Origin of the sequence: Nocardioides sp. Soil796, from assembly GCF_001429525.1 — a bacterium.
Classification (GTDB): domain Bacteria; phylum Actinomycetota; class Actinomycetes; order Propionibacteriales; family Nocardioidaceae; genus Nocardioides.
Genome location: NZ_LMSQ01000005.1, coordinates 146272 through 172520 on the forward strand (window position 1 = coordinate 146272; position 26249 = coordinate 172520).

General features: G+C 70.4%; 22 protein-coding genes. 11 read left to right on the plus strand and 11 right to left on the minus strand.

All coding sequences use genetic code 11. From position 1 onward, the window contains the following. From ASH02_RS25900 to ASH02_RS03355, 4 genes are read left to right on the plus strand one after another with little or no spacing between them, the layout of a single operon-like run. Positions 1–171: a hypothetical protein gene (locus ASH02_RS25900; protein WP_156388880.1), complete on the plus strand. Its 171-nt coding sequence runs from the start codon at positions 1–3 to the stop codon at positions 169–171. A gap of 5 nt (positions 172–176) precedes the next feature. Then, a complete protein-coding gene (locus ASH02_RS03345; protein ID WP_056686514.1) occupies positions 177–698 on the plus strand; it encodes a PH domain-containing protein in 522 nt (173 codons plus the stop codon). Positions 699–706: 8 nt separating this feature from the next. Next, entirely contained in the window at positions 707–1195 is a 489-nt protein-coding gene (locus ASH02_RS03350; protein ID WP_056686517.1) for a MarR family winged helix-turn-helix transcriptional regulator, read from the plus strand. 38 nt (positions 1196–1233) lie between these two features. Beyond that, positions 1234–2511 carry a hypothetical protein gene (locus ASH02_RS03355; RefSeq protein ID WP_057294277.1) on the plus strand — a complete coding sequence of 426 codons (1278 nt, stop codon included), beginning with the start codon at positions 1234–1236 and terminating at the stop codon, positions 2509–2511. Between the two features lie 99 nt (positions 2512–2610). Here the strand turns inward: ASH02_RS03355 and ASH02_RS25905 are convergent, their stop codons facing one another. Beyond that, positions 2611–3687: a serine/threonine-protein kinase gene (locus ASH02_RS25905; RefSeq protein WP_057294278.1), complete on the minus strand. Its 1077-nt coding sequence runs from the start codon at positions 3685–3687 to the stop codon at positions 2611–2613. Positions 3688–3709: 22 nt separating this feature from the next. Next, on the minus strand, positions 3710–4465 hold the full coding sequence (locus ASH02_RS03365) for an SDR family NAD(P)-dependent oxidoreductase (RefSeq protein WP_056686527.1): 756 nt from the start codon (positions 4463–4465) through the stop codon (positions 3710–3712). Positions 4466–4701: 236 nt separating this feature from the next. On the opposite strand from ASH02_RS03365, the gene ASH02_RS03370 reads away from it, so the two are divergent. Together ASH02_RS03370 and ASH02_RS27250 are read left to right on the plus strand one after the other, a co-directional pair. Further along, positions 4702–5733, plus strand: a complete 1032-nt coding sequence (locus tag ASH02_RS03370) for a hypothetical protein (RefSeq protein ID WP_156393737.1) — start codon at positions 4702–4704, stop codon at positions 5731–5733. 22 nt (positions 5734–5755) lie between these two features. Continuing rightward, positions 5756–6706, plus strand: a complete 951-nt coding sequence (locus tag ASH02_RS27250) for a tetratricopeptide repeat protein (protein WP_056686533.1) — start codon at positions 5756–5758, stop codon at positions 6704–6706. A 118-nt stretch (positions 6707–6824) separates the two neighbouring features. On the opposite strand, the gene ASH02_RS03380 is transcribed toward ASH02_RS27250, so the two are convergent. The 7 genes from ASH02_RS03380 to ASH02_RS03410 form a co-directional block, all read right to left on the minus strand. Next, positions 6825–7604: an NUDIX domain-containing protein gene (locus tag ASH02_RS03380; RefSeq protein WP_056686535.1), complete on the minus strand. Its 780-nt coding sequence runs from the start codon at positions 7602–7604 to the stop codon at positions 6825–6827. A 188-nt stretch (positions 7605–7792) separates the two neighbouring features. After that, a complete protein-coding gene (locus tag ASH02_RS03385; protein WP_057294279.1) occupies positions 7793–8755 on the minus strand; it encodes a phosphotransferase in 963 nt (320 codons plus the stop codon). Between the two features lies 1 nt (position 8756). Further along, positions 8757–10937, minus strand: coding sequence for a 1,4-alpha-glucan branching protein GlgB (gene glgB, locus ASH02_RS03390; RefSeq protein WP_056686541.1), 2181 nt, complete (start codon positions 10935–10937; stop codon positions 8757–8759). A gap of 27 nt (positions 10938–10964) precedes the next feature. Further along, positions 10965–12356: a maltokinase N-terminal cap-like domain-containing protein gene (locus tag ASH02_RS03395; RefSeq protein WP_056686544.1), complete on the minus strand. Its 1392-nt coding sequence runs from the start codon at positions 12354–12356 to the stop codon at positions 10965–10967. Then, positions 12353–14044: a maltose alpha-D-glucosyltransferase gene (gene treS / locus ASH02_RS03400; protein ID WP_056686547.1), complete on the minus strand. Its 1692-nt coding sequence runs from the start codon at positions 14042–14044 to the stop codon at positions 12353–12355. Before treS ends, ASH02_RS03395 begins: the two co-directional genes overlap by 4 nt. Then, positions 14041–16029: an alpha-1,4-glucan--maltose-1-phosphate maltosyltransferase gene (locus tag ASH02_RS03405; protein ID WP_057294280.1), complete on the minus strand. Its 1989-nt coding sequence runs from the start codon at positions 16027–16029 to the stop codon at positions 14041–14043. The genes treS and ASH02_RS03405 overlap by 4 nt, the downstream gene beginning before the upstream one ends. A 54-nt stretch (positions 16030–16083) precedes the next feature. After that, positions 16084–16962, minus strand: coding sequence for a hypothetical protein (locus ASH02_RS03410; protein WP_057294281.1), 879 nt, complete (start codon positions 16960–16962; stop codon positions 16084–16086). Positions 16963–17075: 113 nt separating this feature from the next. On the opposite strand from ASH02_RS03410, the gene glgP reads away from it, so the two are divergent. Further along, positions 17076–19670, plus strand: a complete 2595-nt coding sequence (glgP, locus tag ASH02_RS03415; RefSeq protein WP_057294282.1) for an alpha-glucan family phosphorylase — start codon at positions 17076–17078, stop codon at positions 19668–19670. A gap of 67 nt (positions 19671–19737) precedes the next feature. Continuing rightward, positions 19738–21432, plus strand: a complete 1695-nt coding sequence (locus tag ASH02_RS03420; RefSeq protein WP_162262571.1) for an MFS transporter — start codon at positions 19738–19740, stop codon at positions 21430–21432. Positions 21433–21549: 117 nt separating this feature from the next. On the opposite strand, the gene ASH02_RS03425 is transcribed toward ASH02_RS03420, so the two are convergent. Further along, positions 21550–22311, minus strand: a complete 762-nt coding sequence (locus ASH02_RS03425; protein ID WP_082620787.1) for an ion channel — start codon at positions 22309–22311, stop codon at positions 21550–21552. 57 nt (positions 22312–22368) lie between these two features. On the opposite strand from ASH02_RS03425, the gene ASH02_RS03430 reads away from it, so the two are divergent. After that, the gene (locus tag ASH02_RS03430) at positions 22369–22731 is read left to right on the plus strand and encodes a hypothetical protein (RefSeq protein WP_156393740.1); all 363 of its coding nucleotides are present in this window, start codon (positions 22369–22371) and stop codon (positions 22729–22731) included. 16 nt (positions 22732–22747) lie between these two features. On the opposite strand, the gene glgX is transcribed toward ASH02_RS03430, so the two are convergent. Next, positions 22748–24913, minus strand: a complete 2166-nt coding sequence (gene glgX, locus ASH02_RS03435) for a glycogen debranching protein GlgX (RefSeq protein ID WP_056686802.1) — start codon at positions 24911–24913, stop codon at positions 22748–22750. A gap of 75 nt (positions 24914–24988) precedes the next feature. Here glgX and ASH02_RS03440 point away from each other — a divergent pair, with 75 nt between their 5' ends. Both ASH02_RS03440 and ASH02_RS03445 read left to right on the plus strand, forming a co-directional pair. Further along, positions 24989–25792 (plus strand): enoyl-CoA hydratase/isomerase family protein, encoded by an 804-nt coding sequence (locus ASH02_RS03440; RefSeq protein ID WP_057294284.1) that lies wholly within the window; start codon positions 24989–24991, stop codon positions 25790–25792. 69 nt (positions 25793–25861) lie between these two features. Further along, positions 25862–26239 carry a hypothetical protein gene (locus tag ASH02_RS03445; RefSeq protein WP_235530240.1) on the plus strand — a complete coding sequence of 126 codons (378 nt, stop codon included), beginning with the start codon at positions 25862–25864 and terminating at the stop codon, positions 26237–26239. Positions 26240–26249: the final 10 nt, after the last annotated feature.

Here is a 26249-nt window from a genome sequence, read left to right on the forward strand (position 1 = left end):
ATGGACGCCAAGAAAGGCGTACTCGCCGTCGTCGTCCTGTTCATCGGCTTCTACATGTTCAAGGACCCCAGCGGCCTCGCCGAGCTGGCCAGCGCCGGCGCCGGTGAGGGATGGGCCCTGACCACGCAGCTCTTCGAGGCGACGATCCGCTTCCTCAACGAGTTGTTCTAACGGTCATGGGGTTGACCAAGGCCCTCACGGACCCGAACATCCGCAAGCACCTCCTCCGCGAGGAGGGCGAGGTGATCGTGGACGAGGTCATGCACCACTGGATCGTCTACACCCTGCCGGTGCTCGAGGTCCTGGCTGCGATCGGGCTGCTGGTGGTCTTCCCGTTCATCGACCTCGACCTCGCCTGGTTCCCCTTCCTGCTCGCCTTCGTGATCCTGGCCCACGCCGCCTGGAAGACGCTGGCGCACTTCCGCGACCGCTTCGTGATCACCAACATGCGGGTCTTCCGGGTCCACGGCGTGCTCAGCCAACACCTGGCCACCATGCCGCTGAGCCGGATTCTCGACATCACCGTGGTCAAGCCCTTCCAGGGCCGCATCATCGGCTACGGCCACTTCGTCTTCGAGTCCGCCGCCCAGGAGCAGGGCCTGCGCGACATCCGCTTCGTCGGCCAGCCCGACCAGCGCGACCTGTCGATCCAGCGTGTCGTCCAGCGTTCCGGCCTCCGCGGCCCGAAGGTCAACTAGGTCCGCCCATGCCCCTTCCCTTCGACCCGATCGACGAGGCCGCCCGCCAGTGGGGGCTGCGCTGGAGCGACCAGACGGCGATGCACGCGGTCACCTCGCTGATGCGCGTGCAGCAGCTGGTGCTGGCCCGTCTCGACGCGATCCTCAAGCCCCACGGGCTCACCTTCGCCCGCTACGAGGCGCTGGTGCTGCTGACCTTCTCCTCCCGCGGGTCGCTGCCGCTGGGCAAGATGGGGGAGCGCCTGCAGGTGCACCCGACCTCGATCACCTCGATCATCAATCGCCTGGTCGCCTCGGAGCACGTCGTACGCCGTCGGCACCCCGATGACGGGCGCACGGTCCTCGCCGAGATCACCGAGACCGGCCGGGCCGTCGTCGAGGCGGCCACGGCCGACCTGATCGCGGCCGGCTTCGCCCTCGAGGCGCTCTCCGACGACGAGCTCACCCAGCTGTCGGCGTTGCTGCGTCCCGTCCGCAATGCGGCCGGGGACTTCTGATCGGTGGATTCCGGCCAGATCTGGGTAGGGTGCCGGGCGTGATCGTGATCCCGGGTTCCGTCGTACGCCGCACGGCCGCGCTCGCGCTGGTGGGCGTGGTCGCCCTGGCGCCGGCTGCCAGTGCCGATCCCGGCGATCCGGTCGACCTCGGCGGTACGCCGGTGAAGTCCACCACTGACGCAGGCAACCCGACGATGCTGAAGGCCGGGCTGTGGAGCACCACGCTCAAGGCTGGAGAGTCCCTGGAGCGGCAGTTCGCCTATCGACGTACGGCGGACGACACGTCCGTCCACGTCTCGGTGACTGCCACACCAGCCGAGTCGTCGGAGTCGATCAAGCTCGAGGCCTTTGCCGACGACGGCACGTCCTGCGGCAGCGAGACAGCCAGCGCCAGCTACGCAACGCCGAGCACCGCCATCGGAGTTGATCTCGAGGTCGGTCCCGATGGGCACGGCGACCGCAACTCGGTGTGCCTCACCTCCACGGTGATCCGGTTCGAAGTGGGGCCCAACACCGACACCCGCACCGGCACGTCCGACCTGCCGATGACCATCAAGGTGGTGGAGGAGAGCCCGTTGGCAGACGCCAACGAGCGTCTCCCAGAGGTGCCGGAGACGGAGGCGTCGTTCCGGGCGCCGGCCGACGGCGTCGACCGCGGGACCATCGAGGGCGCGACGTCGTTCGACGAGGCGCCGCTGCTGAAGTCGGGCACCTACGATTCCACCGTCACCGAGGGTGAGCAGCGTCTCTACCGCGTGCACCTCGAGTGGGGCCAGACCCTGGCCGCGGCGCTGCACGTGGAGGCCCTGTCCGGGAAGGATCTGGAGAAGAAGTTCGGCATCTCGGGGCCGACCCTCTACCTGGGTCTCTACAACCCGATGCGCCGCGACCTCGACTCGGCCTACTCCGACTCCGACGTCGATGGATCAGTCGACGACACGGCGCTCGATCTCGACACCGGTGTCGGCCCGGTGCGCTACCTGAACCGCTACGACGACCAGAACACCTACCTGCCCGGCGACTACTACGTGAGCGTCGTCGTCCCGGAGGAGACCGCCTCCGAGCGTGGCCCTGCGGAGATCGGGTTCGCGCTCACCGTCGAGGCACAGGGCGACATCGCCGGTGCCCCGACGTACGCCGAGGACCAGCCCTTCCTGGTCGGCGACGGCAAGCGGTCGGAGGTGGCCTCGGGCAACCCCGCACCCGGGCCGGACGACGCGGGCTGGCTCTCGGCCCGCCATGTCTCCGGGCTCGGCATCGGCCTGGCCGGGCTGGTCTGCCTCGCCCTCGGCGCCCTGCGCCTGCGTCGCCCCTGACACGAACCTGCAACTGTTGCGCTTCGACCCGGCAGTTCTTGACGTACGGAGAGCGCAAGAACTGCCCGCTCGCGCATCAAGGACTGCAGGTTCGTGGGATCAGGTGAGCAGCAGCCAGGCGCCCACGAACACCGCGACCAGGCCCACCACCAGCAGGACGTACGCCGGGAGCCGTGAACCCACCTGGGCCGGCGCCACGGGCTGGACCCGCGTGGCCGCACCGTGGTCGACGCGCGTGCCGGGGGCCGGGCGATGGTCGACGCGGGTCGCCGGCGCCGTGCCGTGGTCGAGCCGGGTCGAGGCCGACGTGTCGGTCGGGGAGCCGGGCAACGTCGTGGCCAGCCCGTCGAAGTGGTCGCGCACGGTGACGGTCTCGCCGGCTGCCGCGGGCAGGGTGTCGAGGCGCAGGTCGGCCAGATCGGCCCGCATGTCGGCGGCCGACGCGGGGCGTTGCCCGGGGTCCTCGTCGCAGGCCCTGGCCAGGAGGTCGAGCAGGGCGTCGCGGTTCTCGTCGTCGGTGCGCAGCGCGTCGACGTCGAGGCCGGGGGAGTCGGCGGTGGGGCGCACACCGGTGAGCATCTCGATGCCGACCCGGCCGACCGAGTAGAGGTCGGAGCGGAAGTCGGGGTCGGCGCCGCGCCACTGCTCCGGGGCCATGTAGCCGGGGCTGCCGATCACCATCGAGGCCCGGGTCATCCGCGGTTCGTCGAGCGGTGCGGCGATGCCGAAGTCGGTCAGTCGCACGTGCGGCCGGCCGCCGCCGGTGGGCTCGAGCAGCAGGTTCGCCGGCTTCACGTCGCGGTGCACGATGCCGGCCCCGTGCACGGCCTCGAGCGCCTGCAGGGTCTGGTCGACGAGGAGGGCCACCCAGCGCACGGGCAGGGCGCCGTACTGCTTGAGGAGGTCGGCCACGGACCCGCCACGGACCAGCGGCATGGTGAAGAGCACGCGGTCGTCCATGCCGGCCCACGACTGGGGCGTGACCACGTGGAGGTGGTCGATGCGCATGGACTGCTCGCGCACGAAGCGCAGCAGCGATGCCGCATCGGACTGGCGCAGGATCTTGGCCGCCTTGACCTGGTGGTCGGCACGGTCGAGGACGCACCACACCGTGCCCATGCCGCCCATGGCGATCGGGTCGAGGAGTTCGTACCGGCCTGCGAAGACTTCACCCACGCGGGAGACCCTACCCAGCGAGTCAGTAGGCCATGCGGGCGCCGCCGGCGCCGCTGCCGTTGACCATGAGGGTCTGGCCGGTGATGAACGCTGCGCCTGTGCTGGCCAGGAAGAGCACGGCACTGCCGACGTCCTGGAGGGTGCCGGTGCGCTGGGTGCGGGTGCGGGTGAGCAGGGGCCCGGACTGCCGGTCGATCTGGACCCGCAGCTGGCTCTGCCTCGGGACCATGACGGTCGAGGCGACGCCGTTGACGCGCACGCCGTTGGGTGCCCAGGCGGCGGCAAGGCGGGCCGTGCTGTTGAGCATCTCCTGGTGGGCGTTGGCGGGTCCGACCGCCATCTCGCACCAGCGACGCACGTAGTGGGTGTTGATCACCGATCCGCCGCCGCGCATGGTGCTCTCTCCGAGCCGGTGGCGCAGGCGGTGGGTCAGCTGGCTCGGGCCGAGCAGGCCCAGACGCACCGATTCGGAGACGAACTCCTGCTCGTGCACGTCGCTGGAGTGCGGAACGCGGGCGCTCGCCGCGTTGACCACGATGTCGACATCGCCGACCTGCTCCGCCACGCGCACGATCGAGTCGTGGCTGGTCAGGTCGAGACGCAGGTAGGAGAACGCGTCGAGGTTGACGTCGTACGCCGAGGTCAGCGACTGGGTGCCGGTCACCGTGACGCTGGCGCCGTATCGAGAGAAGTTGCGGGCCACCAGGTTGCCGAGTCCACGGGTGCCGCCGACCACGAGCACGCGTCGCCCGGTGAAGTCGTACGACGGGGCAGCCACGTGTTCTCCTCCCGAGAAACGATGACGACAAGGGGTGGGTGGTCGGGCGCGGGCAGGAGCAGTCACCGCGTTCGGTGCGTTGTGGATCGCACGAGAGGTGTACTACCGGGTAGCCGGCCGGGCCGCGGCCCATCATTGCAGAAAAACCCGGCATTCGCAGAGTCGGCCGAGTAGGGTGTCGGCGTTCAGGGCGAGGACGGGTGCAAGGGCAGGGTGTGCGGGCTGTGTCGAGGCTGGTGAGTGCCCTGTTCGCGGTGCTCGTGGGGTTGTCGGTGGCACTTCCGGGCCACGCCGCAGCAGACGACGACACACTGCCAGTCTGGGTCTCCGCCGCATCCTCGGATGCTGGCCGCAGCCATCTTGACCGCACGGCCGACCGGACCCGCACCGTCCCGGCGTACCTGCCGACGTACCGCCGCGACCGTGTCGTCCCGGTGTTCTCGGTGCGCTTCCGGGCCTCGGCCGGCGAGCGGCGCTACGTGGCCACCAAGGTGGTGGCCGAGCAGGGCCGCACGACCCCCGACCAGTTGCTGCTCGCCTCCCTCTCCCTCACGTGTACGCCGACCGCGGCCGGCGTACGCACGGCGGGAGCCTCCCGCAACGTGATGCGCGGCCACGCGACCGGTCTGGTGGCGCGGTTCGTCTACGTGGCGCCGACGACGGGCGACGTGGTCTGTCGGGTGTGGGCCAGCGGGCTGCGACCGCGACCGTCGTCCTCCGGCTACCAGAGCGCGAACACGTGGCAGGTCGGTCGCACCTCGCGGCTCTGGGTGTCGGCCGTGGTGCCGTGGTGGAACCGCAGCGTGTCCACCTCGCGGCGCTCGCGCGTGCTGCGGGCCGGTGAGGGCCTGTCCGTACGCCGGGTCGTGGGGGTGGGCAGCGAGGCCACGACGTTCGAGGTGGCTGCCGACCACAAGGTGACCACCTGCTCGGCTGTGGGGGGCAGCCGCGACTCCAGCACCGCTGGCCGTGAGCTGTGCTCGGGACGGGTCAGTCGCAGCGGGTCGGGTGTGCGCCTGGTCGTCCGGGCCCTCCAGGAAGCCCGCCGCGGCGCCCGGTGCGGCGTCGCGAGGACCGTGGTGGACCGTCTCTCGTGGGTGGCCGCCGACGTCCACCACAGCACCGTCTCCGGAGCCGGCCGGGTGCGGGTGAGCCACGCCAGCGGATGCCTTCCGAAGTTCGTGATCACCTCCCGGATCGGACACCGGCACGGCGCCGACCTCGTGGTCCACGCGCCTTCCTACAGGGGCACGATCGTCAGCCGTTGAGTCATCGGGGAAGATGGTCCCCATGAGTCAACAGCCGTTCTCCCGTCCTGGTGCGATCGACCTCTCCGGGCTGCGCCGTCCGGCAACCCCGCCCGCCGGATCGTCGGGCGCCGGCGCCCCCGGTTCCTCGGGTGGCGCTGCCGGCGCCTACTCGGTCGAGGTCTCCGAAGCGAACTTCCAGTCGCTGCTCGAGTCGTCGATGACTGGTCCGGTCGTCCTCGTCTTCCACTCACCGGGCCAGTCGCCGGAGAGCACGACCTACGCCCGCGACGTGGCCGCGGTGACGGGCGAGTACGACGGCCGTTTCCTCGCCGGTCTCGTCGACATCGACGCGTCCCCCCAGATCGCCCAGGCGATGCAGATCCCGCAGGTGCCGCTGATGCTCGTCATCATCGACGGTCGCCCGGCCAGCCAGCCGATCCCCGGCGCCCTCGGCGCCGACGAGCTCCGAACCCTCTTCAACCAGCTGGCCCAGCAGCTCACCGCCCAGGGCATCACCGGCCGCCACCAGCCGCTCCCGGCCACCGGTGCCGAGGGTGACGAGGACGCCGAGCCCGAGGCCGACCCCCGCTACGCCGCCGCACAGGACGCGCTCGGCGAGGGCAACATCGACCTCGCGGTCGAGGAGTACCAGAAGCTCGTCGACGCCAACCCGGCCGACGTCGAGGCCGCTGCGGGACTGGCGATGGCGAAGGTGCTCCAGCGCACCCAGGGCGTCGACCTGAACACCGCGCGCGAGGCTGCGGCGTCCGCTCCCGATGACGTCGACGCGCAGACCCTGGTCGCCGACCTCGACATGCTCGGCGGCCACGTCGACGACGCGTTCAACCGGCTGGTCGACCTGGTCCGGCGTACCTCCGGTGCCGAGCGCGACAAGGCCCGCACCCACCTGCTCGGGTTGTTCGCCGCGGTGGGCAACGAGGACTCGCGAGTGATCCGGGGCCGCCAGAACCTGGCTTCCGCGCTCTTCTGACCTGGGTCCGGCATCGGATTCTTCCCGGCACTTGCGCGGTGGTGTGGTCGGTTCGCCCGTGGCAGGACGCGTGTGGAGCGACCACGACCCCGCGTTACTGCGGGGGAGCGGGCGACGGTCAGGGGTGGCCGGACTCGGTGTACGCCGATCCGGTGTCACCCGCGTTGGCCAGCGTGGCCGCCACCCGCCGATGGGTGAAGTCGGCGGCCCGTTCCTGGATCTCGTCGAGGGTGAGGAAGGCAGCCTCCCGGATCTCGCGTGCCTCGAGCACCATGCCGTCGACCAGGGATGCGTCGTGCACGCCACCGTCGAAGACCAGGCAGACCGCGTCGTCCCAGCCTGACCACGGCGGCAGCCAGTCGGTGAGCAGCAGCTTCCCGGCGGGGATGTCGACGCCGAGCTCCTCGGCCAGCTCGCGTGCGGTGGCCAGGCGCGGTGACTCGCCGACCTCGACCACGCCCCCGGGCAGGTCCCAGTCCTTCTTGTAGGTCAGCCGGCACATCAGGACCCTGCCCGCGTCGTCGCGGACCAGCATCTGGCCGATCGCCCGCTTGCGTGGCAGGAACGAATTGAGCATTGCCCGGAAGCCCGCGCCATCGGTCAGCGGCGGGTCGTCGGCCAGCCGGGCGAGTACGACGAACTCGCCGTCGGCGTCGCGACGTACGCCCTCGCGCCGCAGGCCCGACCAGGTGGCGACCCGGAGCCCGGCGTCGTCGTCGACGTGCACGTGGGCCTCGACGCGATGGTGCTCCTCGAGGGCGCCGTTGACGCCGGCGGTGACCGTCTCGATCGCCTTGGTGAAGGAGAGCTCGCGCAGGTCGGGGCCCCAACTGATCCGTGCGGCGCCGTCAGAGGTGGTCTCGACGACGACGGCCACGGCGGTCGGCTGCTCGGTCACGGCGCCACCCTATCCATCCCTCACCAACCCGCACTTCTTGCGTCGCGAACTGGCACTTGTTGCGCCTCGAACCGCCAAGCCCTGCGGTCCTTGACAGCGCCGGACGTGCAGGTTCGCGACGCAAGAATCCGCGGCTCGCGCATCAAGAATCCACGGTTCGCGCATCAACAATTGCAGGTTCGTGGGGGTCAGGCGGGGTGCAGGTCGCCGGTGCGGGTGAGGGTGAGGAGGAGGTCGTGGGCGCAGGCGGCGACCGGGTTCTCGCCGGCGCGGCCGGCCAGGTCGACCAGCGCCCAGAGGTCCGCGGCCCGGGCCAGCTCGAGCAGCCGGGCGCTGTGCATCCGCCCCGTACCAGCGTTGACGGTGCCGTCGTCGCTGGTTCCGGCACCGCCGTCCTCGCGGCCGGGGAGGCCGTCGATCTCGACGGAGTCGAGGAGCGACTCGACGAACGCGGGGGACTCCTCGAAGCGCAGCAGGTTGCCGAGGTCGGTCACCGGCAGGCCCGCGTGCGCGAACTCCCAGTCGAGCACGCCGGTGACCTCACCCGTCCCGGGGTCGACGAGCAGGTTCTTCGGGTTGAAGTCGCTGTGCACCAGGCACCGCCGGGCGATCGGGTCGAGCAGGTCCTGGGCGTGATCGGCGAGCGCGAACAGCCTGTCGAGGTCCTCCGGCGCCCAGGCCTCCAGTGCCGAACCGGGGACGACGTGCTCGACGAACGTGCGCAGGTCGGCGGCCCCGGACCCGAAGGAGCCGAGCCGCAGGTCCGCGTCGACGAACGGACCGCCGCGCAGGAACGGCATCCGGTTGAGCCGGGTCAGCACGTCGCCGACGTGGACGCCGATCCTGCCCTGCAACGCCTCGTCGGCGTCGGCCAGCACGAGGTCGAGTCTCTCGCCGAGCAGGAACGAGGTGACCAGGATGCCGGGGACGTCGGCCACCGGGTCGGATCGGCGTACCTCCAGGACCTCCGGCACCGGCAGCAGTCCGCGCACCAGGCACAGGACGGCGGCGTCGATGTCGACCGCGTCCGGCCCGCGTTGTGCCGACCGCGCCGCGAGGATGCGTACGACGACCTTCTCCCCGCCGCTCGTGCCGAGGAAGGTCTCGCCACTGTGCCCGCCCTCGAGCGGTGTGAGTCCGGCGTCGAACAAGTCAGGATTCCTCGTCGCGGCGCAGCCAGATCGTGGCCAGGGGCGGCACCACGACGGTGGTGCGGGCCGGCTGGCCGGACCACTCCCCGACGACCGCCTCGACCCGGCCGAGGTTGCCGACACCGGAGCCGCTGTAGGCGGTGGCGTCGGTGTTCAGCACCTCGTGCCAGTCGCCGGCGGCAGGCATGCCCAGCACGTAGTCGTGGTGCGGGACCGGTGAGAAGTTGGTGACGCAGACGACGTCGGGCCCGTTGTTCGCACGCCGGACGAACGAGAAGACGTTGCGCTGCGCGTCGTTGGCGTCGATCCACGCGAAGCCGGCCGGGTCGTGGTCGAGCGCGAACAGGGCGGGGGAGTCGCGGTAGACGCCGTTGAGGTCGCGGACCAGGTCGTGCATGCCGCGGTGCTCCACGTGGTCGAGCAGCCACCAGTCGAGCTCACGCGCCTCGGCCCACTCCGACTCCTGGCCCAGCTCGCAACCCATGAACAGCAGCTGCTTGCCGGGGTGGGCCCACTGCAATGCCAGGTAGGCGCGCAGGTTGGCCAGCTGCTGCCACCGGTCGCCGGGCATCTTGCGCAGCAACGAGCCCTTGCCGTGCACGACCTCGTCGTGCGAGAGCGGCAGCACGTAGTTCTCCGCGTAGGCGTAGACCATCGGGAACGTGAGCTGCCCGTGGTGGTGCACGCGGTGGATCGGGTCCTGCTGCACGTAGGCGAGGGTGTCGTGCATCCATCCCATGTTCCACTTGAACCCGAAGCCGAGCCCGCCGTCGGAGGTGGGCTGGGTGACCCCGGGCCAGGCGGTCGACTCCTCGGCCACCATCATCACGCCGGGCACCCGCCGGTAGACCGTGGCGTTGAGCTCCTGGAGGAACTGCACGGCCTCGAGGTTCTCGCGCCCGCCGTGCACGTTGGGGGTCCACTCGCCCGGCTCGCGGGAGTAGTCGAGGTAGAGCATCGACGCCACCGCGTCGACCCGGAGGCCGTCGGCGTGGAACTCCTCGAGCCAGTAGAGCGCACTGGCGACCAGGAAGTTGCGCACCTCGTTGCGGCCGAAGTCGAAGATGTAGGTGCCCCACTCGGGGTGCTCGCCGAGCGACGGGTCGGGGTGCTCGTAGAGCGGCGTGCCGTCGAAGCGGGCCAGCGCGAACTCGTCCTTCGGGAAGTGCGCCGGCACCCAGTCGAGCAGCACGCCGATGCCCGCCTGGTGGAAGCGGTCGACCAGCAACCGAAGCCCGTCGGGGTCACCGAACCGTGCGCTCGGCGCGTAGTAGGAGGTCACCTGGTAGCCCCAGGAGCCGCCGTACGGGTGCTCCATCACCGGCAGCAGCTCGACATGGGTGAAGCCGAGACCGCGCACGTAGGCCACCAGCTCGTCGGCCAGCTCGGCGTAGTCGAGCATCTCGGAACCGTGCTTGCGCCACGACCCGAGGTGCACCTCGTAGACCGACATCGGCTCCTCGGTGTGCCGCTGCTGCGCGCGCTGCCGCATCCACTGGTCGTCGCCCCAGGCGTACGCCGAGGTGGTCACCTTCGACGCGGTCTGCGGCGGCACCTCGGTGGCGAAGGCGAGCGGGTCGGCCTTCTCATGCCACTGGCCGTCGGGACCGAGCAGGGCGAACTTGTACGTCGCACCGTCGCCCACGTCGGGCAGGAAGATCTCCCACACCCCCGACCTGCCGAGCTGGCGCATCGGGGTGGACCGGCCGTCCCAGCCGTTGAAGTCGCCGATCAGGCGCACGCCGCGGGCGTTGGGAGCCCAGACCGCGAACGACGTGCCGGTCACGCCGCTGTCGTAGCGGCGTACGTGGGCGCCGAGCGCCTGCCACAGCTGCTCGTGACGCCCCTCGTTGATCAGGTGCAGGTCGGTCTCGCCCAACGTCGGCAGGTAGCGGTAGGGGTCGTCGTACGTCGTGGGCTCGCCGCCGTCGTAGGCCACCGCGATCCGGTAGTCGGGGATTTCGGAGACCGGCAGCTCGCCGACCCAGACGCCCGCGTGCTCATGCGCGAGTGCGGTGCGCTCCTGCCCGTGCAGCACCTCGACGGACGAGGCGAGCGGGCGCAGCACCCGCACCGTCACCGCGCCCTCGTGGGGGTGGGCGCCCAGCACTGCGTGCGGGTCGCCGTGACCGCCGCTGACCAGCAGCTCGAGCTCGGTGTGGTCGATCGGTCGGACCGGCACGGTGGACCTCCTCGGTTCGGGCGTGGATCAGGCGGTCAGCCGGGCGATCCCGGCGAGCGGGATGTCCAGCCAGGTGGGGCGGTTGCGGGCCTCGTAGACGCATTCGTAGACGGCCTTGTCGGCCTCGTAGGCGGCCAGCACCAGCCGTTCGTCGTCGGTGAGGTCGCGGCCGGCGTACGCGGTGACGAAGGCGTCGCGGTTGCGCTGCGTCCACTCCTCGCCGCGGTACGCGCGCTGCGCGTTGCCGGTGTCGTCGGAGCCACGGAAGGCGCGCTCGACGACCGCCGCGGCGTAGTCGAACGAGCGGAGCATGCCGGCCACGTCGCGCCACACGGAATCGGGCAGCAGCCGGTCGGCCAGCGGCTTGGCAGGCTCGCCCTCGAAGTCGACGATCTTCCAGCCCTTGACCGTGCGCAGCGTCTGGCCGAGGTGCAGGTCGCCGTGCATGCGCTGCACGGTGAGGGAACCGAGCGACCCGAAGCGGTCGAACATCGCCCGCAGTGCCGGCGCGTGGTCGGCGAGGCCGGGCACGATCTCGATGGCATCGGTGAGCCGGTCGTGCATGCCCCGGCCAAGGGCCGTGACGTCGGCCGCCGCGAACTGCTCGGTGGGGAACGCCTCGGCCAGGACCTGGTGGGTCTCGGCCAGGGCGGCACCGAGCCGCTCGCTCTCGGAGGCGAAGTCGCCGCCCACCTCGTCGGCGTGCAGGTCGGCCTCGGCGTACAGGTTGCGCACGCTCGCCTGCGCCAGCTCCCACCCGTCGCTGGCGGTGCGGAGGAACTGCTGGAGCATCGCCAGCTGGATGATCGAGTCGGAGGCCTCGTCGACGGTGTCGAGCCAGCCGTAGAGCGCGGCGACGTTGTCGGAGCCGGCCTCGGTGAGCACGTGGTGGATCTGGATGTCGGGGTTCACCCCCGGCGTCACCTTGCGGAACACCTTCATCAGGCAGTCCTCGCCGAAGGCGACCGAGGAGTTCGACTGCTCGCCACTGAACAGGGTCGAGTGTGCGGTCAGGTCGAGGTCGTGGCCCGGCAGCCGGTGGAAGACCAGCAGGTCGCGCCGGCTGGAGGCGTCGGACCCGGCCTCGGCGAAGGCGCTCAGCCACTGGCCCATCGCGTCGCGGTCGTGCACGGCGTCGTAGACGAACGAGTCGCCGAAGTCGTCGTCGGTCCAGGTGCCGATCAGGGCGTGGTCGAGTCGGCCGTCGGCCTCGCTGCGGAACGACAGCGGCACCTGGTAGAGCTCACGGTCGCCGTCGTCGTAGGTCACCTCGACCAGGTCGATGGCCACCTTCGGGCCGTCGTCGGACGCCGGGAGCACGCCCGTACGGCGGGTCGAGGTGACGGTGAACGCGCGCCCCTTGCCGCCGAACCACCGTGCGGACTCGACGAAGGCGGTGAGGTGGTCGTGCACGGTCACGGTGCGGTCTCCTCCTTGGGCAGGCGGAACCAGTAGAAGCCGTAGCCGCCGAGGGTCAGCAGGTAGGGCAGCTCGCCGATCGCGGGGAACGGCACCCCGCCCAGGAGCTCGGTGGGGGAGCGGCCCTCCCACTGTCGCAGGTCGAGCTCGACCGGCTGCGGGAAGCGGGAGAGGTTGTTGACGCAGACGATGACGTCGTCGCCGTGCTCGCGCGCATAGGACAGCACGCTCGGGTTGGACCCGCCGAGGTCGTGGAACGTGCCGAGCCCGAAGGCGTCGTGCTGGCGACGGGCGTGGACCATGCGGCGGGTCCAGTGCAGCAACGAGGAGGCGTTCTCCATCTGCGACTCGACGTTGACCGCCTGGAAGCCGAAGACCGGGTCCTGGATCGCCGGCAGGTGCAGCTTGCCGGGCGTCGCCGAGGAGAAGCCGGCGTTGCGGTCGGGCGTCCACTGCATCGGCGTGCGTACGCCGTCACGGTCACCGAGCCAGATGTTGTCGCCCATCCCGATCTCGTCGCCGTAGTAGAGCACCGGGGAGCCGGGCAACGAGAGCAGCAGGGCGGTGAACAGCTCGATCTGGTTGATGTCGTTGTCGAGCAGGGGTGCCAGCCGCCGGCGGATGCCGATGTTGGCCTTCATGCGGGGGTCCTTGGCGTATTCGTCCCACATGTAGTCGCGGTCGTCGTCAGTGACCATCTCGAGGGTCAGCTCGTCGTGGTTGCGAAGGAAGATGCCCCACTGGCACGAGTCGGGGATCGCCGGAGTCTGCTCGAGGATCTCCGAGATCGGGTAGCGCGACTCGCGCCGTACGGCCATGAAGATGCGCGGCATCACCGGGAAGTGGAAGGCCATGTGGCACTCGTCGCCGCCGACCTCGGGGTTGCCGAAGTAGTCGACCACGTCGGCGGGCCACTGGTTCGCCTCACACAGCAGCACCCGCCCGGGGTAGTTCTCGTCGACGAACCTGCGGCACTTGCGGAGGAACTCGTGGGTCTCGGGGAGGTTCTCGCCGTTGGTGCCGGGACGTTCGTAGAGGTAGGGCACCGCGTCGAGGCGGAAGCCGTCGAGGCCCATGTCGAGCCAGAAGGCCATCGCCTCGAACATGGCGTCGTGGACCTTGGGGTTGTCGAAGTTGAGGTCGGGCTGGTGGCTGAAGAACCGGTGCCAGAAGTACTGCTGGCGCACTGGGTCCCAGGTCCAGTTCGACGGCTCGGTGTCGACGAAGATGACCCGCGCGTCCTGGTAGAGCTCGTCGGTGTCGGACCACACGTAGAAGTCGCCGTAGGGGCCGTCGGGGTCCTCACGACTGGCCTGGAACCACGGGTGGGCGTCACTGGTGTGGTTCATCACGAAGTCGATGATCACCCGGATGCCGCGCTTGTGGGCCTCGTCGAGGAACTCGTGGAAGTCGTCGACCGACCCCGCCTCGGGGAGGATGTTGGTGTAGTCGGCGACGTCGTACCCGCCGTCGCGTAGCGGCGAGGTGAAGAACGGCGGCACCCACAGGCAGTCGACACCGAGCCACTCGAGGTAGTCGAGCTTCTCGGTCAGTCCCTTGAAGTCTCCGGTGCCGTCACCGTTGGAGTCGCGGAAAGAGCGCACCAGCACTTCATAGAAGACCGCGGTCTTGAACCACTCCGGTTGGTCGCCGATCGTGCTCTCGCCGATGCTCTGGCTCTCGGTCAACGGGGGCTCCTCACGGTCAGGATGTGGGCCGGCTCGACCGACGGGTCGAGCCGGACGTAGTTGTGCTCGGTCCAGTTCCACGTCTGGTCGGTGAGCTCGTCGTGGACGACGAAGGCCTCGTGCGGGTCGAGGCCGAGGGCAGCGAGGTCGAGGTGCACCATCGTCTCGCGGGTCGCGTGCGGGTCGAGGTTGACCACGACGATCACGATGTCGTCGCCCGCCCCCGGAATGTGCGCAGTCTTGCTGAAGCAGAGGATCGCGTCGTCGTCGGTGCGGTGCACGGTCACGTTCCGCAGCAGCTGCAGCGCAGGGTGCGCGCGCCGCAGCGCGTTCAGCTTCGTGATGTACGGCGCCAGGGTGCGGCCCTGCTCGTCGGCAGCGGCCCAGTCCCGGATGCGGATCTGGTACTTCTCGGAGTCGAGGTACTCCTCCGACCCGGGCTTGACCGCCACGTGCTCGAAGAGCTCGAACCCGGCGTAGACGCCCCAGCTCGGGGCGCCCAGTGCGGCCACCGTGGCGCGCACCTTGAACGCCGCCGGGCCGCCGTACTGCAGGTAGGCGTGGAGGATGTCGGGGGTGTTGACGAAGAGGTTCGGCCGCATCAGGTGGCTGGACTCGTGGCTCAGCTCGAGCAGGTAGTCGCCGAGCTCCTGCTTGCCGGTGCGCCAGGTGAAGTAGGTGTAGCTCTGGTGGTAGCCGATCGCCCCGAGCCCGTGCATCATCGCCGGCCGGGTGAAGGCCTCGGAGAGGAACAGCACGCCCGGGTCGATGCGGCGCACCTCGGCGAGCAGGCGCTCCCAGAAGGCGAGCGGCTTGGTGTGCGGGTTGTCGACGCGGAAGATGCGGACGCCGTGCTTCAACCAGTGGCACACGACCCGGAGCACCTCGGCGTAGATGCCGGTCGGGTCGTTGTCGAAGTTGATCGGGTAGATGTCCTGGTACTTCTTCGGCGGGTTCTCCGCGTAGGCGATGGTGCCGTCGGCGCGAGTGGTGAACCACTCCGGGTTGGTCGTGACCCACGGGTGGTCGGGGGCAGCCTGCAGCGCCAGGTCGAGCGCCACCTCGATGCCGAGCTCGCCGGCGCGGGCGACGAAGGCGTCGAAGTCGTCGATCGTGCCGAGGTCGGGGTGGACGGCGTCGTGGCCGCCGTCCTTCGAGCCGATCGCCCACGGCGAACCCACGTCGTCGGGTCCGGGGGTCAGCGTGTTGTTGGGTCCCTTGCGGTTGACCTCGCCGATCGGGTGGATCGGCGGCAGGTAGACCACGTCGAAGCCCATGTCGGCGACCGCGTCGAGGCGCTTCGCCGCGGTCTGGAACGTGCCGGTGGTGACCGTGCCGGTCAACGGGTCGAGGGTGGCGCCCTCGGAACGTGGGAAGAACTCGTACCAGCTGCCGTAGAGGGCGCGACGGCGGTCGGCGTACGCCGCGTAGGGGCCCTCGACGGTGACCAGGTCGCGCAGCGGGTGGTCGACGAGGGCGGCCCGGAGCTCGGGCGACTGGAGCACGGCGAGCCGCGCCGCGACCGGCCGGCTCGTGTCGGTGGTGGCCTTGAGTGCGGAACCGACAAGGTCGCGGGTGGCGCGGTCGGTCGCGGGCACGGCAGCCAGCACCCGCTCGAGGAGCAGTCGTCCCTCCATGAACATCAGCTCGGTGTCGATGTCGGCGGGGATCTTGATGTCGGCCGCGTGCTGCCACGTGGCGACCGGGTCGGACCACGCGTGCACCTCGAAGGTCCACGGACCCTCGCGGTCGGGGGTCACCCAAGCCGTCCAGCGGTCGGGCACGTCAGGGTCGAGGGTCATCCGCACCGGCGGGCGTCGTACGCCGGCAGGATCGGTGAGCACCACCTCGGCGCCGAGCTTGTCGTGGCCCTCGCGGAAGACCGAGGCGGTCACCGGGAACGGCTCGTCAAGGGTGGCCTTGGCGGGCTGGCGGCCCAGGTCCACGACCGGGGTCACGTCCATCACGGGTATGCGTCCGACCATGGGCCCCAGACTTCCGGATCGCCCCGCCACAAGCAAACGGCAGGGCGACCCGGGTCAGACCGCTGTCGGAACCGCTTGCTCCCGGACCGCCCGGCGGTGCAGCACGAGCCCGACCAGGCCGGTGAGGAACATCCCGCCGACCAGGGCGACCGCTGCGATCGTCGGCCAGCCCTGACTGGTGATCGACCCGTGGTGCCAGGCCAGCGCGGCCAGCCCGAGGGCGCCGATCATCATCACCCCGGCCAGGCCCGGGCGCACCCGGTCGAGGTCGTCCTCGACCAGCGCCTGGAGCAGGGCGACACCCAGGACGAGCCCCCACACGCCGAGTGCGCGGGCGTCGACGACCTGCAGGTCCCACGGCAGCATCGGGATCCACCAGCCCGGTTCGACGAGGAGGGCCAGCCCGAGACCGAGACCGGACGCTCCCTCGACGGCGATGGCCGGCAACGCCCAACGCGGGATCGGGAAGCGGCGCTCCATCGGCAGTGCGGGTTCACGGGACTGCGCGGCCAGGGCAGCCAGGATGGCGAACGGCAGGGCAGCCATCGCCGCGAGCCAGCCGAGTGAGAGCACGTAGGCGATCACCGGTCCGCCACCGACCCGGGTCTCGCCCAGGTGCATCACGGTGACGACGAGGAGCCCGCTGACCAGCAAGAGTGCGGGCAGCACGGCGATCCGGACCTCCTCCCAGTGGTCGCGCATCGCGGCACCCAGCATCATCGGCACTGCGCCGAGGAAGCCCGCGCCGATCAGTGCGGCTGTCACCGGGCTCGCGAACTCCCACGCGAAGCTCTTGCCGGTCTGCTCGCTGCCGGCGAAGAGCACCAGGCCCACCACGGCCGAGAGCAGGCCGAGCACGACCAGCACCAATGAGACGAGCGGGGCAGTCTCCCTGCCCTCGAGCCCGTTTTCCTGCATGACAGTGTCTGCCATTCTTCTCCCTCCCCAGGGTTGTCTTTACATTCTGGAACAGATGTCGAAACTCTGGAAGTAGAACGCTGATTTGTCCGAGAGGTGGCGGTTGTGCCGTGGGCTAGCGTCAGGCCATGCGTGCGATCCGAAGGTTCACCGTCCAGCCCGTCCTGCCCGAGGCGCTGCACCCGCTCGGGGAGCTGTCCACCAACCTGCGTTGGGCCTGGCACCCCGCGACCCAGGACCTCTTCCGGGCCGTTGACGCCGAGCTGTGGGAGTCGGTCCACCACGACCCGGTCAGGTTGCTGGGCGCGGTCCCGCCCGCGCGCCTCGACGAGCTGGCGGCCGACGACTCGTTCCTGGGCGAGATGGGGGCGGTGCATGCCGACCTCACGACGTACCTCACCGGCGACCGCTGGTTCCAGAAGACCGCGGCCACGGAGGGCACCTGGCCCACGTCGATCGCCTACTTCTCTCCCGAGTTCGGCATCACCGCGGTGCTGCCGCAGTACTCCGGCGGCCTCGGCATCCTCGCCGGCGACCACCTGAAGACGGCCTCCGACCTCGGCGTCCCGATCGTCGGCGTCGGCCTGCTCTACCGACACGGCTACTTCCGCCAGCACCTGTCCCGCGAGGGCTGGCAGGAGGAGACCTATCCGGTCCTCGACCCCAACGGCCTGCCCATCTCGCTGCTGCGCGAGGCGGACGGCGAACCGGCCTCGGTCACGGTTCCGCTCCCGGGCGACGACCCGCTGCACGCCCGCGTCTGGGTGGCGCGCGTCGGGCGGGTGCCGCTGCTGATGCTGGACGCCGACACCGAGGCGAACGCGGAGCACCTGCGCACCGTCACCGATCGCCTGTACGGCGGCACCAGCGAGCACCGCCTCCTCCAGGAGCTCCTGCTCGGCATCGGTGGGGTCAAGGCGTTGCGGGCCCATTCACGGCTGACCGGAGCCCCGGCACCCGAGGTGTTCCACACCAACGAGGGCCACGCGGGTTTCCTCGGCCTCGAGCGGATCCGCGAGCTCACCGTCGATGAGGCCGGGCCACGGCTCGACTTCGACACGGCACTCGAGGTCTCGAGGGCCGGCACCGTCTTCACCACGCACACGCCCGTCCCGGCCGGCATCGACCGCTTCCCGATCGACCTGATCGCGCAGTACTTCGGCGGCTCGGGAGACAACGGCGGCGGCGCTGTGCCGGGCGTACCGTCCGACCGTGTGCTCGCCCTGGGCGCTGAGGACTACGAGGGCGGCGACCCGGGTGTGTTCAACATGGCGGTGATGGGCTTCCGGCTGGCCCAGCGGGCCAACGGCGTCTCGCAGCTGCACGGCCACGTCTCACGCGGCATGTTCAACGGCTTGTGGCCGGGCTTCGACGAGACAGACGTGCCGATCGGGTCGATCACCAACGGCGTCCACGCCCCGACCTGGGTGGCCCGCGAGGTCTTCGAGCTGGGCTCGGCCGTGGGTGGCGAGGTCTCCACCGACAGTCCCGGCGCGTGGGACGTCGTCGACCGCGTCGCCTCGACCGACATCTGGAGGGTCAAGCGGCTGCTGCGTGAGCGACTGGTCGAGGACGCCCGCCGCAGGCTGCGCGCCTCGTGGGAGCACCGGGGCGCCGCCGAGGCCGAGCTCGGCTGGGTCGACGAGGCGCTCGACCCCGACGTCCTGACCATCGGGTTCGCGCGCCGGGTGCCGTCGTACAAGCGGCTGACCCTGATGCTTCGCGAACCGGAGCGCCTCAAGCGGCTGCTGCTCGACCCGGACCGCCCGATCCAGCTGGTCATCGCCGGCAAGTCGCACCCCGCCGACGACGGTGGCAAGAAGCTGATCCAGGAGATCGTCAGGTTCGCCGACGACCCCGAGGTGCGGCACCGCATCGTGTTCCTGCCCAACTACGACATCGCCATGGCGCAGCCGCTCTACCCGGGCTGCGACGTGTGGCTCAACAACCCGCTGCGTCCCTACGAGGCCTGCGGTACGTCGGGCATGAAGGCTGCGCTCAACGGTGGCCTCAACCTCTCGATCCTCGACGGCTGGTGGGACGAGTGGTACGACGGCCGCAACGGCTGGTCGATCCCGTCCGCCGACGGCATCGACGATCCCGACCGTCGCGACGACCTCGAGGCCGGTGCCCTCTACACACTGATCGAGGAGGAGATCGCGCCGCGCTTCTACGACCTCGACGACGACGGCGTGCCCTCGCGCTGGATCGAGATGGTGCGCCACACGCTCAAGTCGTTGGGCCCGAAGGTGCTCTCGAGCCGCATGGTGCGCGACTACGTCGAGCAGCTCTACGCCCCGGCGGTCGGCACCGCGCGTGAGCTCACGGACCACGCGCGCGCAGCGGCCTTCGCGGAGTGGAAGCAACGGGTGCGTTCCGCGTGGCCCGGGGTGCGGGTCGAGCACGTCGAGTCCCACGACGTCGCCGACTCACCCGAGGTCGGCTCGCGCCTGTCGGTGCACGCGTTCGTGTCGCTGGGTGGCCTCGCCCCCGAGGACGTCGACGTGCAGCTGGTGCACGGCACGATCGCCGCTGACGACACGCTGGCCGACACCGTGGGGGAGTCCCTGCAGCCGGTGGCGTCGTACGACGGCGGCCGGCACCGGTTCGACGGAGCGGTCACGCTGGAGCGGCCCGGCCCGTTCGGCTACTCGGTTCGCATCCTGCCGCGCCACGACCTGTTGGCGTCGCCCGCCGAGCTCGGACTGGTCGCCCTGCCCTGAGTCGGCCCTCCCGGTTGATCGGGGCGTTCCGGCACCGACGGTGACGGAGCGGACCTACAGTCGGTCCGTGAGGGACTCTGCGGGTCGCAACCGGCTGGCCGGCGCCGCTGCGGCGTTCACCAGCAACGCCCGCAACCCCGACCTGCGCCGGGCCCAGCTGAGCTTCCTCGGTGCCTGGACCGCCGAGTGGGCCTTCACGGTGGCCCTCGGCATCGTCGCCTACCGCGACGGTGGCGCGACCGCGGTGGGTCTGGTCGGGCTCCTGCGGATGGCGCCCTCCGCGCTCATCGCCCCGCTCCTGTCGCCCCTCGCCGACCGCGGACGTCGCGAACGGGTCCTGATCGTGGTGTCGACGGTGCGGGGTGTCGCGACCGCCGGAGCGGCAGTCGTTGCCGCACTCGCGGGCCCGCCCGTCGTGATCTACGTCCTGGCTGTGCTGTCGACGATCGCGGCGACCCTCTTCCGGCCGGCACACTCCGCGTTGCTGCCCTCGTTGTGCCACACTGGGCACGAGCTGGCCAGTGCCAACGTGGTCCGAGGCTTCCTCGACTCCGCCGCCACCTTGGTGGGCCCGCTCCTGGCGGCGGTGCTGCTCGGACTCACCGACGTGGCCGTGGTGTTCGCCATGGCGGCAGCCTCGTCCCTGTGGGCTGCCGGGCTCCTGCTCCGGCTGTCGTACGACGCCCCGCCCCGACCCTCGGCAGCGGCCCGGCCTCGGCTCGTCCGGGAGGCCGCTGAGGGAGTGCGTGCGGTGCTCCGCAACGCCGACCTGGCCCTGATCCTCGGTCTCGCCGCGGCCCAGTCCTTCACCCGGGGTGCGTTGACCGTGCTCTCGGTGGTGGTTCCCCTCGAGCTGCTCGGCACGGGAGACGCCGGGGTCGGCACGTTGATGGCGGCCGTCGGCGTGGGTGCCGTGCTCGGCTCCCTGGCAGCCTCGCTGCTGGTCGGCACTCGCAGGCTGGGCGCCTGGTTCGCGGTGGGCGTCGCACTGTGGGGGCTCCCGCTCGCGCTCGTCGGGGTCTTCCCCGAGGAGTGGCCGGCCCTCTTCCTCGTGGCCTTCGTCGGCGTCGGCAACGCGTTGATCGACGTGGCGGGCTTCACCCTGCTCGGCCGGCTGGCGCCCGACGAGGTGCTGGCCCGGGTGTTCGGGGTCCTGGAGAGTCTGGTCGCGGTGTTCATCGGGATCGGGGCGGTGGCCGCGTCCTGGGTGGTCGCGATCTCCGGCCCACGCTCCGCACTGGTCGGCATCGGTCTCGTGTGTCCCGTCCTGGCGATGCTCGCGTGGCGACGGCTGCGACTCCTCGACGGCACGGTGGGGGAGCACGACCACGACGTCGAGCTCCTCCAGCGAGTGGCGATGCTGCGGACGCTGCCGCTGCCCTCCGTCGAGCAACTGGCCCGGGGTCTGGAGCCGCTCGACGTGCCGGCGGGCCACGTGGTCTTCTCCCAGGGTGACCTCGGGGACCGGTACTACGTGATCGAGGTGGGCGAGGTCCAGGTGGTCGGCGACGGGGCCGTGGTGGCCACCCTCGGCCCGGGAGAGGGCTTCGGCGAGATAGCGCTGTTGCGGCGCACGCCCCGCACGGCGACGGTGGTGGCCGCGACCGACGCCCGATTGTGGGCCCTGCTGTCGGACCGCTTCCTGCCTGTCGTCCTCGGGTTCACCCCCAGTGCCCGGGAGGCAGCGGTCGGCGTCTCGGTCATGCTCGACCGGTTCGCCCCCGAGGATCCGCCCGCCGAACCGCCGCCGACCTCAAGCTGAAGCTCGTGTCCGGGCCGATGCACGAGATCTCGTCGGAGCTGGAAGGAATCGGACCGGTGCGCGCCCACGACGTCGATGCCATCGGCAACGCCGGGGAAGCCCACTCGCAAGGCCCGTTCAGGACGGCGCTGCGTCGGTGCCCGAGCCCTCGGCCCGGTCGTCGTCGGGCTCCGGCGTCCATGCTTCGGCGCGAACCTCCTCGTGCGAGGCACTCAGCCGGGTCGCGCGGGCCGACAGCAGCGCCATGATGCGGGCCACCACCAGGGCGAGGTAGAGCATGCCGGCGATCTGCTCGATCATCACGAACGAGCGCGCGTGCGGCCGGATCGGCGTGATGTCGGAGAGCCCGGTGCTGGTCAGCGTGGTGACCGAGAGGAACAGCAGCTCGGTCCACGAGCGCGGGTCGGCAGTGTTGACCGCGGCGTTGAACGAGTCGGGCCAGATGAGCTGCGTGGCGGCGTACACGTAGGCGAAGGCCCATGCCAGGACGGTGAAGGTGGCCCCGGTCGCGAAGACCTCGTCGGTGGTGACCACGGTGTCGGAGAACATGTAACGGATCAGCGCGAACGCCGTGTAGAAGTAGAACGCGGCGTGGAAGACCGCCGACCACAGCGCGAACGCCTCGTTGTCGGGCGAGGTGGCCTCGAGGACGGTCAACACGATCACCGGCCCGCCCAGCAGCACGGCCACCCAGCTGAGCGCCGGGGTCATCCGGATCGCCATCACCGCAATCGCCAGCACCACAAGGGCAAACGTGCCGAACACGGCCCGTCCCACCGGCGCCTCCCCGAGGAACGGGTAGGCCACGATGCCGAGCAGCTGCACGAACAGCAGGACGGCCGACGGGTGCTGACGGGTCAACCGGAGCCACTGGGTCACGGTCGCTGATCCTTCCGCCCCGCGGTCACGGGGTCAAACGTTGTTAGCGTGGGCGCCATGGATGCTTCTCCTGGCAATCGTCGAATGGTCCTGGTCCTGGCCGGTGTGATCCTCGCGGTGGGGGTGGGCCTGCTGATCGGCCGGGTCGCCTTCGCCGCCCCCGAGACGGACATCGAGCTCGCGTGCACGTCCATCGACGCGCTTCCCGATGACGAGTCCGTCAAGGAGATGCTCGACGAGTTCGACGCGACCAAAGCCGACCGGCTGCTGGCGATCGGCAGTCATGCGCGTGCTGCCGAGGGTGAGGACTCCGGCTTCGCCAAGTCCGGGGAGCGCATCATGCGCGGCATCATGAGCAACGACATGGACGAGGCCGACGAGGCACTCGAGGACCTCCGCGAGCAGTGCGACGGCCAGTGAGTCTCAGCCTCGGGGCTCAGGTCTGGCGGAGCACGACGACGGAGTGGGCGCCCAGCTCGATCGCGCCACCGGCCTTCACCGCGGCGCCCGGGGGTTGATCGGGGTCGGTGGAGAGCACGACCTCGCCGCTCTGCACCCACTCGTTCTCGGGCAACGTGAAGGTGACACTGTCGCCCGAGCCGTTGAGCCAGATCATGAAGGACCGGTCGACCTGCTGCTCGCCGCGGGGGCCGGGGGAGCGCAGCGGTGCCCCCGAGACGAACATGCCGATCACCGCGAGTGACTCGTCGAACCAGTCGTCGGCGGTCATCTCGCGTCCGGACGGGTGCAGCCAGGCAAGGTCCTTCGGCCCGTCCTTGATCGCCGGACGTCCCTCGAACCAGTGGCGCTGGCGCAGCGCCGGGTGCTCGCGGCGCAGGCGCAGCGCGGCCTTGGTGACCTCGTAGACGTCGAGCCACGCGTCGTCGGGCCGCCAGTCGATCCAGGAGGTCTCGTCGTCGTGCGTGTAGGCGTTGTTGTTGCCGTGCTGGGTGCGCCCGCGCTCATCGCCCGCGGTCAGCATCGGCGTGCCGTTCGACAGGCAGAGCGTCGCCATCAGGTTGGCCGCCTGGCGACGCCGCAACGCGACGATCTCCGCGTCGTCGGTCTCGCCCTCGACGCCGTGGTTCCACGAGCGGTTGTTGTCGGTGCCGTCGCGGTTGTCCTCACCGTTGGCCTCGTTGTGCTTGTGGTCGTAGGTGACCAGGTCGCGCACGGTGAACCCGTCGTGGGCGGTCACGAAGTTGACCGTCGAGTACGGCGAGCGGCCGTCGTCGGCGTACAGGTCGGACGAACCTGCCAGGCGCGTCGCGACGGTGCGGATGCCGGCTGAGTGTCCGCGCCAGAAGTCGCGGATCGTGTCGCGGTACTGGTCGTTCCACTCCACCCACGGCGGCGGGAACTCGCCCACGCGGTAGCCGTCCATCGACGCGTCCCACGGCTCCGCGATCAGCTTCACGTGCCGCAGGACCGGGTCCTGGCCGATCGCGGTGAGCAGGTGACAGTCCATGTCGACCTCCTGCCGCACCCGGGTCAACGCCGAGGCGAGGTCGAAGCGGAACCCGTCGACGTGCATCTCGGTCACCCAGTAGCGCAGCGAGTCCAGGATCAGCCGCAGCACGTGCGGGTTCGAGGCGTCGACCGTGTTGCCGCACCCGGTCACGTCCCAGTAGGTGTCGTCGTACGGCGGCGGCGTGTCGTCCTCGTTCGGCTCGGGCCGGACCCGTTGGTAGGTGCCGCGGTCGTCGAGGCCGCGGAACGAGAGGCTCGGCCCGAGCGCGCCACCCTCGGCGGTGTGGTTGAAGACGACGTCGAGGATCACCTCGAGCCCGGCCTCGTGCAGCGCCTTGACCATGGCCTTGAACTCGGTGACCTGCTCGCCGCGGTCGCCGGAGGCGGCGTAGCCGTTGTGCGGCGCGAAGAAACCGATCGAGTTGTAGCCCCAGTAGTTGACCTGACCGTTCTCCATGAGCCGGGGCTCGGAGACGAACTGGTGGATCGGCAGCAGCTCGACGGCGGTCACGCCGAGGTCCTTGAGGTAGTCGGTCACCGCCGGGGTGCCCAGCCCGGCGTACGTGCCGCGCAGCTCCTCGGGAACCCGGTCGTGCAGCGCGGTCATGCCCTTGACGTGCAGCTCGTAGATGACGGTGTCGCGCCAGCGGCGGTGCATGGGTGCGTCGCCGCCCCAGTCGAAGTCGTCGTGCACCACGACACTGCGCGGGACGTACGGCGAGGAGTCGGTGTCGTTGCGTTCGTCGGGCGCCTCGAGCTGGTGCGCATAGATTGCCGGATCATGCGTGACCGCCCCGGAGACCGCACGGGCGAAGGGGTCGAGCAGAAGCTGTGCCGGGTTGAACCGCAGCCCCGACTCGGGGTGCCACGGCCCGTCGACGCGGTAGCCGTACAACGTGCCGACCGGCACGCCCGGGATGGCTCCGTGCCAGATGCCCAGGGACTGCTCCGTCAGTGCATGGCGCTTCTCACCGCCGTGCTCGTCGAAGAGGCACACGGTCACGCCGGTCGCGGCCGGCGCGTGGACGGCGAAGTTCGTCGCCTCCGCCGACCAGGTGGCGCCGAGGGGGTAGTTGCGCCCAGGCCACACGGCGGCGTGTTGCCCTGGGTGGGTCCAGATTCCGGGAGTCACCCGCGACATTGTCCACGAGCCCGCCCACTAGAGTCGCATCCGTCACCCGAACCACGTCAGGAGTTGCAACCGCACATGGGCACCAACGAGACCGCCGGCACCAGCGAATTCGTCCGGCTCGAGGTGGCCGACGGCGTCGCCACCATCCGCCTCGACCGACCCAAGATGAACGCGTTGAACAAGCAGGTCCAGGAGGAGATCCGGGCCGCCGCCGCCGAGGCCACGGCACGCGCTGACGTCAAGGCCGTGGTCGTCTACGGCGGCGAGCGCGTCTTCGCCGCCGGCGCCGACGTCAAGGAGATGGCCGACATGTCCTACACGGAGATGGTCGACCGCTCCGGTGGGCTGCAGTCCGCGTTCACGGCCGTGGCGAAGATCCCCAAGCCGGTCGTCGCCGCGGTCACCGGCTACGCCCTCGGCGGTGGCTGCGAGCTGGCCCTCTGCGCCGACGTGCGCATCGCCGCCGACAACGCCACCCTGGGCCAGCCCGAGATCCTCCTCGGCATCATCCCGGGCGCCGGTGGCACCCAGCGACTGACCCGCCTGATCGGCCCGAGCAAGGCCAAGGACCTCATCTTCACCGGCCGGTTCGTGAAGGCCGACGAGGCGCTGGCCATCGGCCTCGTCGACCGCGTCGTCCCCGCCGACGAGGTGTACGCCGAGGCCGTGAAGTGGGCCGCGCAGTTCGCCGGCGCCGCGTCGTACGCCGTCCGCGCGGCCAAGGAGGCCATCGACCGCGGACTCGAGGTCGACCTCGAGACCGGCCTCGAGATCGAGCGGGCGCAGTTCGCAGCGCTCTTCGCCACCGAGGACCGCACCATCGGGATGTCGTCGTTCGTGGAGAACGGCCCCGGCAAGGCGGAGTTCCGCGGCGCGTGACTCCTGCACCGACGGCGCGTTGACCCTAATGTTCGTGCTGGAGAGTTGAGACCAACGAAGGGATCGGTAGTGGCCGAGAACCAGGACAAGACCAAGGGCAAGGCCGAGGAGAAGCCCTCTTCGCGCAAGGCACCGATCGAGATCAGCCTCGGGTCAGTGCGCACCCGGGTCGCCCAGGTCGTGTGGCTGCTGTGCGCCGTGTTCGCGCTGATCCTGGCGCTCGGCGCCCTGACCTATGCGCTCAAGGCCAACGCCGACAACGGGCTCGTCGAGTTCGTGCGCGACTGGGCCGGCCGACTCGACCTCGGCATCTTCAGCCTGGAGAACGGCATCAAGGAGTTCACCGGCAAGAACGCCGAGATCAAGAACGCCCTCTTCAACTGGGGCATCGGCGCGGTGGTGTGGCTGGTCATCGGCAAGGTGCTCGACAAGGTCATCCGCCCCTGACCGTACGACG

What these genes read in the sequence shown, in the direction of transcription:
- glgP (WP_057294282.1), top strand. Translation starts at nt 17,076, where the DNA reads ATGCGTGCGATCCGAAGGTTCACCGTCCAGCCCGTCCTGCCCGAGGCG.
- ASH02_RS03410 (WP_057294281.1), bottom strand. Translation starts at nt 16,962, where the DNA reads ATGGCAGACACTGTCATGCAGGAAAACGGGCTCGAGGGCAGGGAGACT.
- ASH02_RS03430 (WP_156393740.1), top strand. Translation starts at nt 22,369, where the DNA reads ATGGATGCTTCTCCTGGCAATCGTCGAATGGTCCTGGTCCTGGCCGGT.
- ASH02_RS03440 (WP_057294284.1), top strand. Translation starts at nt 24,989, where the DNA reads ATGGGCACCAACGAGACCGCCGGCACCAGCGAATTCGTCCGGCTCGAG.
- ASH02_RS25900 (WP_156388880.1), top strand. Translation starts at nt 1, where the DNA reads ATGGACGCCAAGAAAGGCGTACTCGCCGTCGTCGTCCTGTTCATCGGC.
- ASH02_RS03345 (WP_056686514.1), top strand. Translation starts at nt 177, where the DNA reads ATGGGGTTGACCAAGGCCCTCACGGACCCGAACATCCGCAAGCACCTC.
- ASH02_RS27250 (WP_056686533.1), top strand. Translation starts at nt 5,756, where the DNA reads ATGAGTCAACAGCCGTTCTCCCGTCCTGGTGCGATCGACCTCTCCGGG.
- ASH02_RS03350 (WP_056686517.1), top strand. Translation starts at nt 707, where the DNA reads ATGCCCCTTCCCTTCGACCCGATCGACGAGGCCGCCCGCCAGTGGGGG.
- ASH02_RS03405 (WP_057294280.1), bottom strand. Translation starts at nt 16,029, where the DNA reads ATGGTCGGACGCATACCCGTGATGGACGTGACCCCGGTCGTGGACCTG.